Annotated in this window: 9 protein-coding genes and 1 riboswitch; of the genes, 5 read left to right on the forward strand and 4 right to left on the reverse strand. The window is 73.3% G+C overall.

The annotated features are described in order from the left end of the window. Positions 1–218 precede the first annotated feature (218 nt). The 3 genes from DBP14_RS08615 to DBP14_RS08630 form a co-directional block, all read right to left on the reverse strand. Positions 219–1,037, reverse strand: a complete 819-nt coding sequence (locus DBP14_RS08615) for an enhanced serine sensitivity protein SseB C-terminal domain-containing protein (RefSeq protein ID WP_129306432.1) — start codon at positions 1,035–1,037, stop codon at positions 219–221. 357 nt (positions 1,038–1,394) lie between these two features. Then, positions 1,395–2,186: an enhanced serine sensitivity protein SseB gene (locus DBP14_RS08625; protein ID WP_129306434.1), complete on the reverse strand. Its 792-nt coding sequence runs from the start codon at positions 2,184–2,186 to the stop codon at positions 1,395–1,397. Positions 2,187–2,247: 61 nt separating this feature from the next. Next, positions 2,248–2,925 carry an AAA family ATPase gene (locus DBP14_RS08630; protein WP_129306435.1) on the reverse strand — a complete coding sequence of 226 codons (678 nt, stop codon included), beginning with the start codon at positions 2,923–2,925 and terminating at the stop codon, positions 2,248–2,250. A 177-nt stretch (positions 2,926–3,102) separates the two neighbouring features. Next, positions 3,103–3,200: riboswitch (glycine riboswitch) on the forward strand. Between the two features lie 157 nt (positions 3,201–3,357). On the opposite strand from DBP14_RS08630, the gene gcvT reads away from it, so the two are divergent. The 5 genes from gcvT to DBP14_RS08655 all read left to right on the forward strand — a co-directional run bounded on the left by gcvT (position 3,358) and on the right by DBP14_RS08655 (position 9,687). Further along, complete coding sequence (gene gcvT, locus DBP14_RS08635) at positions 3,358–4,500, forward strand: glycine cleavage system aminomethyltransferase GcvT (protein WP_129306436.1); 1,143 nt, start codon at positions 3,358–3,360, stop codon at positions 4,498–4,500. A gap of 141 nt (positions 4,501–4,641) precedes the next feature. Continuing rightward, positions 4,642–5,016 (forward strand): glycine cleavage system protein GcvH, encoded by a 375-nt coding sequence (gene gcvH / locus DBP14_RS08640; RefSeq protein ID WP_129306437.1) that lies wholly within the window; start codon positions 4,642–4,644, stop codon positions 5,014–5,016. 14 nt (positions 5,017–5,030) lie between these two features. Further along, complete coding sequence (glyA, locus tag DBP14_RS08645) at positions 5,031–6,299, forward strand: serine hydroxymethyltransferase (RefSeq protein WP_129306438.1); 1,269 nt, start codon at positions 5,031–5,033, stop codon at positions 6,297–6,299. A gap of 68 nt (positions 6,300–6,367) precedes the next feature. Next, positions 6,368–7,735, forward strand: coding sequence for an L-serine ammonia-lyase (locus tag DBP14_RS08650; RefSeq protein WP_129306439.1), 1,368 nt, complete (start codon positions 6,368–6,370; stop codon positions 7,733–7,735). Positions 7,736–7,767: 32 nt separating this feature from the next. Beyond that, the gene (locus DBP14_RS08655; protein ID WP_129311747.1) at positions 7,768–9,687 is read left to right on the forward strand and encodes a hypothetical protein; all 1,920 of its coding nucleotides are present in this window, start codon (positions 7,768–7,770) and stop codon (positions 9,685–9,687) included. A gap of 10 nt (positions 9,688–9,697) precedes the next feature. On the opposite strand, the gene DBP14_RS08660 is transcribed toward DBP14_RS08655, so the two are convergent. Continuing rightward, positions 9,698–12,079 (reverse strand): tetratricopeptide repeat protein, encoded by a 2,382-nt coding sequence (locus DBP14_RS08660; RefSeq protein WP_129311748.1) that lies wholly within the window; start codon positions 12,077–12,079, stop codon positions 9,698–9,700. Between the last annotated feature and the right edge of the window lie 5 nt (positions 12,080–12,084).

The raw sequence follows: 12,084 nt of genomic DNA on the forward strand, positions 1-12,084 counted from the left end.
CGCCAGATGTGACGGGGAATATATGCGCAACCGTGATGCAGTGCGGAGGATTCCGTTATCCGAACTTTGGGTAACGCACGCCGGACGGGGGGAACTTGGGCGGGAACGCCGATTTTGCGCGATTCGGCACCCTCGACGGACTTCTACGCGCGCAGAACCGGGACCGCACCGCAGATTTCGTTGCTCGGGTCAACAAGCGGGCGATGCGGGGTCGTTGATCAGTAACCGCCGTGCACCGGTGGGTAACCGTATCCGGCGGCGGGGGCCCGGTCCGGGGGCGGCGACGGCAGCTGGGGCTGCGGGGCGGGCGCGTGGGCGTCGCGGTCGTAGAACGGGCGGCCGTTCACCCGCATCCACATCACGACCGGGTCGTAGTCGTCGGTCATCGCCACCGTCGAGACCGGCAGCCCCTCCGGGACCGCGCCGACCGACTGCTGCATCATCGCGCGCACCGAGTCCACGGCGGCCGGCGAGGTGTCGTACACGTCGAGCCCGATCGCGAGGTACGGCGCCCCGAGCGCGGGCTGCACCCAGGCTCGGCGCAGGGAGCGCAGGGCCGGGGTGCGGTGGGCGTTCTGCGCGAGCAGGGCGTAGAACTGCGGGATCTCGATGCCGGGTTCCGACAGGCGCAGCGGGCCGGCCGGCTGGCGGTCCAGTCCGGTGGCGATGCGGCGCAGGTCCAGCCAGGGGATGCCGACGCCGCCGCCGGGGGCGTGCGGGTTGAGCCAGAGGCCGTGGTGGTCGGGGTAGAGGGTGCGGGCCACGTCGAGTCCGTCGACGACCTCGTACGACCGGTTCCAGCCGCTCGCGGAGAGTTCCTGGGCGGAGGTGACGCAGGGGGCGTAGTGGGAGCCGTCGACGTCCATCGTGCCGTACTGGGCGTCCGGGGAGCCGGCCTGGCCGTGCCACAGGAGCATCCAGATCTGGCCGGCGGAGGGGGTGGCGAGGGCGCGCAGCAGGGCCTCGTAGGCGTCGTAGCGCCCGGGGGTTACTTGGCGCAGCATGTGCTCGACGCTGCCGCTGTGGCTCGCGCTCACCTGTCGTACCGGCCCTTCTGGCAGTTGCCCCGCGTTTGGAGACAGCTTAAGCGCCCAGGGGGGTGGGGGTACGGGTTCGCTCGCGGGTGCGGGCGCGTGGTGGCTGATCGCGCAGTTCCCCGCGCCCCTTGGGGGCGCCCCTGCGGGCGGGGTCCGAAGTTCGCTCGCGAGTGCGGGTCCTCGCACCTTCTCGCGCCCACGCGGCGGAGCCGCATACCGGAAACAGCCCCGCGCCCCTTCGGGGCGCCCCTGCCGGCGGGGTCCAGGGTTCGCTCGCGAGTGCGGGTCCTCGCACCTTCTCGCGCCCACGCGGCGGAGCCGCATACCGGAAACAGCCCCGCGCCCCTTCGGGGCGCTTCAGGGGGCGGAGTCGTAGAAGGGGCGGACGTTTGTCCTGAGCCAGGTGGCTACCGGGTCGTCTGTTGCGTCCATGAGGAGGAGGTTGACGGGGCAGGGGGCGGGGGTGGTGGTGAGGGCTCGGCCGAGGGCCTGGAGGGGGAGGGTGCGGAGGTCGCCTTCCCACTGGGTGAGTTCGACGCCGATGAACATGACCGGGTCGGCCGCCTCGATGGCGGCGAGGCAGCGGCGGGCCGTGCGGACCACGCCGGTGGCGGCGAACTCGGCGGAGGCGGCGGCGAGGAAGTCGACCGGGTCGTCCTGCCAGTCGGGCTCGAAGAGGCGGACCCGGCCGCCGGTGTTGGGGCCGTCCAGCGGGGTGCGGCCGGCCCGGCACAGCTCGGCCACCGCGTCCGGCGGGAGGGGGACGCCGACCACGCCGCCGGGGTTGACGGCCAGGCCCGCCTGCGGGGGCAGGCCGCGGGCGAACTCCACGGCCGGGGCGATGGTGTACGACAGGTGGGCGCCGGCGGCCTGGCGGAACTGTTCCTCGGAGCTGAACACCGGGACGTAGACCTGGCCGTCGATCTCCATGCTGGGCAGGTCGAGGGGGCCGCTGTCCGGGCCGCCGCCGCCCGGCAGGGGTATCCACAGGAAGCTGCGGCCGAGCACCTCGATGATCCGGCCGGCCGCGCCGGGTACGCCGAGGGAGGCCGAGAGCACCTCCTCCAGTTCGTTGCCGGGCCAACCGCCGTGCGGGTGGGGGTGCGCCTGTGCCGGGAAGTCCGCGGGTACGTCCGCCGGGAAGTCCATGTGCCTACCGCCTGCTGGAAACCATCGAAACCACTGATGCGGCGATCAGATTAGTGGCTGGTCAGTCCGCGCGCTGTGCGAAGGCTATGCGGCGCAGGACGTCGGCCGCGGGGCGGTCCAGGAGGACGGCGGAGGCCGAGCCGGCGGGGAGGTCGCCGCGCTCCACCGCGCGCAGCAGCCGGGCCGTCGTACGGCGGTGGCGGCCGAAGGCGTAGCGGGAGACGCCGCGGCCGCGCTCGCGCTGGCCCGCCCGGGCCGTCTCGGGCGCCACGTCGAGCAGGAGCAGGTGGAGGCCGGCGCCGCGGCGGCGGGCCTCGCGGGCCAGCCAGCCGCGCACCCAGGTCTGGGTGCCGCAGTCGTGCACGACGACGCCCGCGCCCGAGCGCAGGGCGCGGCGCAGCCCGGCGTAGTGGGAGAGCCGGACCAGGGGGCGGTACAGGGCGTAGGGCAGGCGGCGGGGCAGCCGGGCGGCCCAGCGGTCGCGGGTGTCCTGGGAGTCGACACGGGGGCCGGGGACCGCGCGGTGCATCAGTGTGGACTTGCCGCTGCCGGGCAGGCCGGTGATCACCACGAGGTCGACCGGGCCGAAGAGCAGGGCGTGCGGGCTGCGGCCGGCCCGGTCGCGCAGGTCGCGGACGACCGGGGCGGGGCGGTCCGCGGTGCGCTCGCGGGCGGGGACGGAGGGCTGCTTCGGCACCGCGATGCCGGTCGCGGCGGCGTACGCCGTGGTCCTGTTCACCTGATCGTCCTCCCCTTGGGCTCGGTAATATCCATGCCCATCGAATGTAAAGAGAAGGTAATGCGCGGTGTCCGACGGTGGCGTGCGCGTACGGCCACAGGTCGGTTACAGATACCGGTCCTGACGGGTGCCTGCCCGGCGTGCAATGATGTGCGCGCCAACTGCATACCGGCCGCTTGAATCCGCGCGGGAGAGTCCTCAGCCATCGCCGCTGGGGCGCCGAAGGAGCAAGTCCCTCCCTTGAATCTCTCAGGCCCCGTTACCGCGCGGGCGAGGCACATCTGAAAAGCGGGCCGCTGCCGCCAGTGGCTCCACCCAAGGTGCAAGCCGTGATCGTCCCTGTGGCGGTCGTGGCGAACCTCTCAGGTTCCGATGACAGATGGGGAGGAACGTTCCTCGCCTGTCACAGCCGACCCGGGAGACGACCGACCGATGAGCAGTACCGAACCCACTGAGCCGCGCCGTACCGCGCTGGATGCCCTGCATCGCTCGCTCGGTGCGACGATGACCGACTTCGCCGGCTGGGACATGCCGCTGCGCTACGCCTCCGAGCGCGACGAGCACCTCGCCGTGCGCACGAAGGCCGGCCTGTTCGACCTCTCCCACATGGGCGAGATCACCGTCACCGGCCCGCAGGCGGACCGGCTGCTGAACTTCGCACTGGTCGGCAACATCGCCTCCGTCGGCGTCGGCCGCGCCCGCTACACCATGATCTGCCAGGCCGACGGCGGCATCCTGGACGACCTGATCGTCTACCGCCTGGCCGACACCGAGGCCGGGTCTTCTCACTACATGGTGGTGGCCAACGCCTCCAACGCCCAGGTCGTGCTGGACGCGCTGACCGAGCGCGCCGCCGGCTTCGACGCCGAGGTCCGCGACGACCGGGACGCCTACGCGCTCCTCGCCGTCCAGGGCCCCGAATCCTCCGGCATCCTGAAGTCGCTGACCGACGCCGACCTCGACGGACTGAAGTACTACGCCGGCCTGCCCGGCACCGTCGCCGGCGTCCCCGCGCTGATCGCCCGCACCGGCTACACCGGCGAGGACGGCTTCGAGCTGTTCGTGAAGCCCGAGCACGCCGTCGAGCTGTGGCAGGCGCTGACCAAGGCCGGCGAGGGCGCCGGACTGGTCCCCTGCGGCCTGTCCTGCCGGGACACGCTGCGCCTGGAGGCGGGCATGCCGCTGTACGGGCACGAGCTGACCACCGCGCTCACGCCCTTCGACGCCGGTCTCGGCCGGGTCGTGAAGTTCGAGAAGGAGGGCGACTTCGTGGGCCGCGAGGCGCTCGCCGAGGCGGCCTCCCGCGCCGAGGCGAACCCCCCGCGCGTGCTGGTCGGCCTGGTCGCCGAGGGCCGCCGGGTGCCGCGCGCCGGGTACCAGGTCGTCGCCGGCGGCCAGGTGATCGGCGAGGTCACCTCCGGCGCCCCCTCCCCCACCCTGGGCAAGCCGATCGCCATGGCGTACGTCGACGCGGCGCACGCGGCGCCCGGCACCGAGGGTGTCGGCGTCGACATCCGGGGCAGCCACGAGCCGTACGACGTCGTGGCGCTGCCGTTCTACAAGCGCCAGAAGTAGACACTTCTACCGGCGTCACGGCCGGACACCGGGCGCGGTCCGTCACCCCCGTGTGACCCCGCGCACATCCCGCCTGCCCGGCAGCGGCGCCGGCGGTCCCCCTTTCACCAGCACTCCCGCGCGTACAGGAGAATTCAGGCCATGAGCAACCCCAAGGAACTGCGGTACAGCAAGGAGCACGAGTGGCTGTCGGCCGCCGCGGACGGCGTCTCGACGGTCGGCATCACGGAGCACGCGGCCAACGCGCTCGGCGACGTGGTCTTCGTGCAGCTCCCGGAGGTCGGTGACACCGTGTCCGCGGGCGAGACCTGCGGCGAGCTGGAGTCGACCAAGTCGGTCTCCGACCTGTACTCCCCGGTGACCGGCGAGGTCACCGAGGTCAACGAGGACGTCGTCAGCGACCCCTCGCTCGTGAACTCCGCCCCCTTCGAGGGCGGCTGGCTGTTCAAGGTCAAGGTCGGCGACGCGCCGGAGCTGCTCTCCGCCGCCGAGTACGACGCCTTCATCGCCGGCTGAGGAGTCGTAGCCGTATGACTGTCCTGAACACGTCCCTGCACGAGCTGGACCCGGAGATCGCCGCCGCGGTCGACGCCGAGCTGGTCCGCCAGCAGTCCACGCTGGAGATGATCGCCTCCGAGAACTTCGCGCCGCTCGCGGTGATGGAGGCGCAGGGCTCGGTGCTGACCAACAAGTACGCCGAGGGCTACCCGGGCCGCCGCTACTACGGCGGCTGCGAGCACGTCGACGTCGCCGAGCAGATCGCCATCGACCGGGTCAAGGAGCTGTTCGGCGCCGAGTACGCCAACGTGCAGCCCCACTCCGGCGCCTCCGCGAACCAGGCGGCGCTGTTCGCCCTGGCCAAGCCCGGGGACACCATCCTCGGCCTGGACCTGGCGCACGGCGGCCACCTCACCCACGGCATGCGCCTGAACTTCTCCGGCAAGCAGTTCGACGTGGTCGCCTACCACGTCGACCCGGCGACCGGCCTGGTCGACATGGCCGAGGTGGAGAAGCTCGCCAAGGAGCACCGCCCGAAGGTGATCATCGCCGGCTGGTCGGCGTACCCGCGCGAGCTGGACTTCGCCGAATTCCGCCGGATCGCCGACGAGGTCGAGGCGTACCTGTGGGTCGACATGGCGCACTTCGCGGGCCTGGTCGCGGCCGGTCTGCACGCGAACCCGGTGCCGTACGCCGACGTGGTGACCTCCACCACGCACAAGACCCTCGGCGGCCCGCGCGGCGGCATCATCCTCGCCCGCGGCAAGGACTTCGCGAAGAAGCTGAACTCCGCCGTCTTCCCGGGCTTCCAGGGCGGCCCCCTGGAGCACGTGATCGCGGCCAAGGCGGTCTCCTTCAAGGTCGCCGCCTCGGACGACTTCAAGGAGCGCCAGCGTCGTACCGTGGAAGGTGCGCGCATCCTCGCCGAGCGGCTGACCGCCGCCGACGTCCGCGAGGCGGGGGTCAACGTACTGTCCGGCGGTACGGACGTGCACCTGATCCTGGTGGACCTGCGCGAGTCCGAGCTGGACGGGCAGCAGGCCGAGGACCGCCTCCACGAGGTCGGCATCACGGTCAACCGCAACGCCGTCCCCAACGACCCGCGGCCGCCGATGGTGACCTCCGGTCTGCGGATCGGCACGCCCGCGCTGGCGACCCGCGGCTTCACGGCCGAGGACTTCGCCGAGGTCGCGGACGTGATCGCCGAGACGCTGAAGCCGTCGTACGACGCCAACGCGCTGAAGGCCCGGGTCACCGCCCTGGCCGCCAAGCACCCGCTGTACCCGGGTCTGAACAAGTAGATCCGGCTCGTAAGTCCCCGGCGGGGCACTCGACGAGGAGTGCCCCGCCCTTGTCCCGAGGAGTGACCGTGGCCATCTCGGTCTTCGACCTGTTCTCGATCGGCATCGGCCCGTCCAGCTCCCACACCGTGGGCCCGATGCGCGCGGCCCGCATGTTCGCCCGCCGGCTGCGAAGCGAAGGCCTGCTGGAGAGGACCACCGCCGTCCGCACCGAGCTGTACGGCTCGCTCGGCGCGACCGGGCACGGCCACGGCACCCCGAAGGCCGTCCTGCTCGGCCTCGCCGGCGACTCGCCGCGCACCGTGGACGTGGAGACCGCCGACGAGCGCATGGAGAAGATCAGGTCCGAGGGCCGCCTCGCGCTGCTCGGCGAGCACGAGATCGACTTCGACTACGACCGCGACCTGGTCCTGCACCGCCGCAAGGCCCTGCCGTACCACGCCAACGGCATGACGCTGTGGGCCTACGACGCCTCCGGCACGGAGCTCCTGACCAGGACGTACTACTCGGTCGGCGGCGGCTTCGTCGTGGACGAGGAGGCGGTCGGCGCCGACCGCATCAAGCTGGACGACACGGTCCTGAAGTACCCGTTCCGCACCGGCGACGAGCTGCTGCGCCTCGCCCGCGAGACCGGTCTCTCCATCTCCGCCCTGATGCTGGAGAACGAGCGCGCCTGGCGCACCGAGGACGAGATCCGCGCGGGCCTGCTGGAGATCTGGCGGGTGATGCGGGAGTGCGTCGAGCGCGGCATGACCCGCGAGGGCATCCTGCCGGGCGGCCTGAAGGTCCGCCGCCGGGCCGCGAACACCGCGCGCAAGCTGCGCTCCGAGGGCGACCCGCAGGCCCTCGCCATGGAGTGGATCACGCTGTACGCGATGGCCGTGAACGAGGAGAACGCGGCCGGCGGCCGCGTCGTCACCGCCCCCACGAACGGCGCGGCCGGCATCATCCCGGCGGTCCTGCACTACTACATCAACTTCGTGCCCGGCGCCGACGAGGACGGCGTGGTCCGCTTCCTCCTCGCGGCCGGCGCGATCGGCATGCTCTTCAAGGAGAACGCCTCCATCTCCGGCGCCGAGGTCGGCTGCCAGGGCGAGGTCGGCTCCGCCTGCTCCATGGCGGCCGGCGCCCTCGCCGAGGTCCTCGGCGGCTCCCCCGAGCAGGTGGAGAACGCGGCCGAGATCGGCATGGAACACAACCTCGGCCTCACCTGCGACCCCGTCGGCGGCCTGGTCCAGATCCCCTGCATCGAACGCAACGGCATGGCCGCGGTGAAGGCGGTCACCGCCGCGAAGATGGCCATGCGCGGCGACGGCTCCCACAAGGTGTCCCTGGACAAGGTCATCAAGACGATGAAGGAGACCGGCGCGGACATGTCGGTCAAGTACAAGGAGACGGCCCGGGGCGGGCTGGCGGTGAACATCATCGAGTGCTGAGTGGTCGGCTTGAGCGGGGGGGCGAACGGGTGGTGACGGGCGGGGCGGCGGCGCGGTTGCGTGTGCCGGTGGGGGACGACGCGCAGCGGTGGGTCACCCGTGCGGGGTGCCGCCGGGTCCTGTTCGTCGTGCACAACGTGACGTCGGCGACGCGGCTGCTGGACGTGCTGCCGCTGTTCCACGCCGACGTCCGCCTGCAGATGTTCGCCACCTGCACGGGGTCCTCGCCCTTCCTGGCGGGGGTGCCCGAACTGCTGGCCGCGGCCGGGCTGCCGGTCCTGCCCTGGGAACAGGCCAAGGAGACGGCCTTCGACCTGGTGGTGTCCGCCAGCTACGGCGGTGAACTCGGGTCACTACAGGGCAAATTGGCCATACTCTCCCATGGTGTCGGATACAATAAGAAACTGGCCGCACCGGAGCCCGGAGCCCGGAGCCCGGAGCCCGGAGCCCGGAGCCCGGAGCCCGGAGCCCGGAGCCCGGAGCCCCGGAGCCCGGAGCCCGGAGCCCGGAGCCCGGAGCCCGGAGCCCGGAGCCCCGGAGCCCGGAGCCCGGGAGCCCGGAGCCCGGAGCCCGGAGCCCGGAGCCCGGAGCCTGTTTTCGGGCTTTCGCCGGACTGGCTGCTGGAGGGCGGGCGGCCGCTCGCCACGGCGACCGTGCTGTCCCACCCGGAGCAGCTCCAGAGGCTGCGGGCGGCCTGTCCGGAGGCGGCGCCGACCGCCGTGCTCGCGGGAGATCCCTGCTTCGACCGCATCCTCGCCGCACTCCCCTGGCGCGACCGGTTCCGCCGGGCCCTGGGCGTGGGCCCCGGGCAGCGGCTGGTCGTCGTCAGTTCGACCTGGGCGCCGCGCTCCCTTTTCGGCGGCGCCCCGGGGGCCGATGACCTGCTGCCCTGGCTGCTGTCCCGGCTGAGTGCGGAACTGCCGGTCGACGAGTACCGGACGACCGCGGTACTGCACCCCAACATCTGGTACGGCCACGGTCCCGGCCAGGTCCACGCCTGGCTGGACAACGCGCGACGGGCCGGCCTCGACGCGATCCCGCCTCTCGACGGATGGCGCCAGGCTCTCATCGCCGCCGACTGCGTACTCGGAGACCATTCGAGCGTCACCTACTACGCGGCCGCCATCGGCGTCCCCGTCCTCCTCGGCGCGTTCCCCCAGGGCGACCTGGACCCGCTCTCCCCCGTGGCCGCCCTCGGCCGTACCGCTCCCCGGCTGGTGCGCCGCGGCAGCCTGCGCGCGCAGATCGAGCGGGCCGTCGCCACGTATGACCCCGGCCACTACAAGGAGCTGGCGGACCAGACCAGTTCGGCACCCGGGCGGTCGGCGGAGCTGCTGCGCCGCCTCTTCTACGGCCTCGTCGGGATCGGCGAGCCCGACACCCACCCCGCGCTGCTCGACCCCCTGCCACTGCCGCCGTACACGCCGGCCCGCGTCACCACGCCCGTGCGCGTCCTCGCGGGGCTGACCGGTCCGGCCGAGGTGACCGTCGTCCGGTACGCCGCCGTCGGCGACGAGCCCGGCCCGGACGAGAGTCCCGGGGTGTACGCCGACTCCCCGCACACGGTGGTCGACGAGGAGACCCGGGACACCGGACGGCTCCGGCTCGCCGACGTCGTCGTACGGCACGCGGACGCACAGGACCCGCGGCTCGGGCCCCCCGGCGCCTGGACGGCGGAGGCGCTGGACCGATACCCCGACTGCGGGCTCGCCGCCTATGCCGACGGCCCGGACCGCTGCGTCGTACGCACCCGGGAGGGGCGCCTGCTGCGGTTGTCCGCCGCCCCCGGCCCGGACGGGCGGCCCGACCTGTGCGATCCCGCCGTCTACGCCTCCGCACTGTACGCGTGGACGTCCGGCGGGCGGTCCGTGGACCAGGCCGTGCGAGACGGGATCACCGTGCGCACCGGGGACACGGCACACCGCGTCACGGTCGAGGCGCTCCTCGCATGAACGGGGCCTCTCACGCCTCCAGTTCGGCCAGCCGCTCCCGCACCCGGTCGAGACCGGACCGGTCGCCGCCGTCCTCGTAGGCCGCGGCGGCGGCGCGCAGGTCCGTCGCCTCCGCCGCCGGCCGGCCGGAACGCCGGTGGCAGGAGGCCCGCATCTCGAACGTGTCGGCGAGTTGCCGCGCCGCACCCGCCCCCGTCATGGCGGTGACGGCCTCGTCCAGGCACACCCCGGCGAGATCCAGCTCGCCCGCGTCCAGGTGGGCTTCGGCCAGACTCATGTAGACGCGGCCCGCGTTGTACGTGTCGCCGCCGTCCGGAAGGCGGCGGAACCGGGCGAGCGCGTCGTGCAGCCTTGCGACGGCCGCGGGGAAGTCCCGCTGCTTCGCCAGGGCGCGGCCGATGTGGTGCTCCAGCAGGGCCGTGGCACGCGGCACGTCCTCCCGGCCGGCCTCGCCGGGACCGATCCCGGCGGTGATCTCCCGCGCCTCCTCGAAGCAGCGCTGGGCTTCGGCGAATTCCCACTGCTTGAGCCGCAGCAGGCCCAGCGCCTCGACGGCGGTGGCCTCCCCGCGCCGGTGGCCGCAGTCCCGGTCCGCTTCCCTGGCCCGGCCGAGGGCGTCCTCGGCCTCGGCGGCCCGGCCGACCTGCATGTAGGCGAAGGCGAGTTGAGTCAACATGCGGCCCACGGCACGCGGGTCGCCGAACTCCGCCGCGTCGCGCCGGGCGGCCTCGACGCCCAGCAGGTGCGTGTCGATCCACTGAGCGTGGAAGCCGAGCAGCAGGTGCAGGCCCCACAGCGCCTCGCACAGCTGCCACACGAGGTCGTTGAAGCCGTGGTGCGCGGCGGCCCGGACGACAGCGGCGAGGTTCTCCCGCTCGCGGCGGAGTCCGGCCAGCGCGTGCCTCCCGTCCGCCGGGTCACGGTTCGCGGGGAGGGTGAGCCCCTGGAAGGCGGGGCCGAGCCGCCAGCGCAGCGGCAGGACGCGGAAGTCCGCGGCGGCGGCGAACCGCAGCTCGGCGACGGCCACCCGGCGGACGGCCGCGGCCACGTGTACGTGACCGTCCTCGGCGACCGCCAGCTCGCGGGCGTGCGCCCGGGTCAGGTCGTGGAAGCGGTAGCGCTCCTCCCCGACCTCCTCCAGCAGGTGCACGCGGGCCAGTTGCTCCAGCAGCCGCCGGGCGTCCTCCTCACCGACTCCGGCCGCGTGTGCGGCGCACCGGACGGTCACGGTCGGCCAGGCCCACACCGCGATCGCACGGTAGAACGCGGCGCAGTCGGGGTCCAGTTCGGCATAGGCGGCGTCCTGGCTGACCCGGACGGGATCGGCGGGGGCGTCGTCCGGTCCTTGCCGACGCATGGCGCCGCCCTCCTGGTCGTGGCCGTGGATCCGGTCGGACAGCTGCCTCGCCACACGCTCCCAGGACAGGTGTTCCCGTACGGCCAGCCCGGCGCCCGTCGTGCAGACCGCGAGCGGGATTCCGCCGGTGCCCTCGGCGACGGCCCGGACGACCGCGTCCGGGGCTGCCCGGCGGGTGTCCCCGACGATGCGCCGCATGAGACTGATGGAGTCCTCGGTCGACAGCGGCCCCAGGGAGTACGACCGGGCCCCGTGCCCTGCCACGAGCCGGCCGAGGCGGTGCCGGCTCGTCACCAGGACCAGGCTTCCGGGCGAGGCCGGGAGCAGGGGGACGACCTGCGCGTCGCCGTGGGCGTTGTCCAGTACGACGATCAGGCTCCGGTCGGCGGTGCAGTCACGGTACAGATCCCGCTGGCGGGCCTCGTCGCCGGGCACCATGGCGGGGGGCACCCCCAGCCGTTCGAGGAAGCGCGCGAGCACGTCGGAGGGTGCGAGCGCCGTACCGGCCGAGGCGCCGCGCAGATCGGCGAACAGGGCGCCGTCGGGGAACCGGTCCCGCAGCTCGGACGCGCAGTGGACGGCGGCCTCGGTCTTGCCGATGCCGCCCGGCCCGACGAGCGCCGCGATCGCCGGCGCGCCGGGTGCGCGCGACTCGTCGTCCAGCAGCGCGGTGATCCGGGCGAGCACGTCCGCGCGGTCGGTGAACACCGCCGTGGCCGGCGGCAGCATCCGGGGCCGGGAAGCGCCGTGGGCCACCGCGGGCACGGTGCGTACCTCCAGCCAGGAAGCCTCCCGGACCCACTCGCGCACCTCGCGCGCGAACTCGGGTGAACTGCGGGCGTGTTCCAGCAGCCGTGCCGCGGCGGCCGTGCGTTCGGCACCGGTGACCGGAAGGGTGGGGTCACCGCCGTCGGCACCGGTCCGGCCGAGCAGTCCGTAGAGCCTTTCGGAGGCCCGCCGGCCCACTTCGCCGCCTGCCCCGGACAGTGCGCCGGACGCGACCGTCCCGACCGCCGACAGCACCAGTCCCGTCATCGCTT

Source organism: Streptomyces sp. L2, from assembly GCF_004124325.1.
GTDB lineage: Bacteria > Actinomycetota > Actinomycetes > Streptomycetales > Streptomycetaceae > Streptomyces.

Bases quoted from the DNA above. Each gene is read 5' to 3' on its own strand.
- DBP14_RS08625 (WP_129306434.1), bottom strand. From the start codon at position 2,186: ATGGACTTCCCGGCGGACGTACCCGCGGACTTCCCGGCACAGGCGCAC.
- gcvT (WP_129306436.1), top strand. From the start codon at position 3,358: ATGAGCAGTACCGAACCCACTGAGCCGCGCCGTACCGCGCTGGATGCC.
- gcvH (WP_129306437.1), top strand. From the start codon at position 4,642: ATGAGCAACCCCAAGGAACTGCGGTACAGCAAGGAGCACGAGTGGCTG.
- glyA (WP_129306438.1), top strand. From the start codon at position 5,031: ATGACTGTCCTGAACACGTCCCTGCACGAGCTGGACCCGGAGATCGCC.
- DBP14_RS08660 (WP_129311748.1), bottom strand. From the start codon at position 12,079: ATGACGGGACTGGTGCTGTCGGCGGTCGGGACGGTCGCGTCCGGCGCA.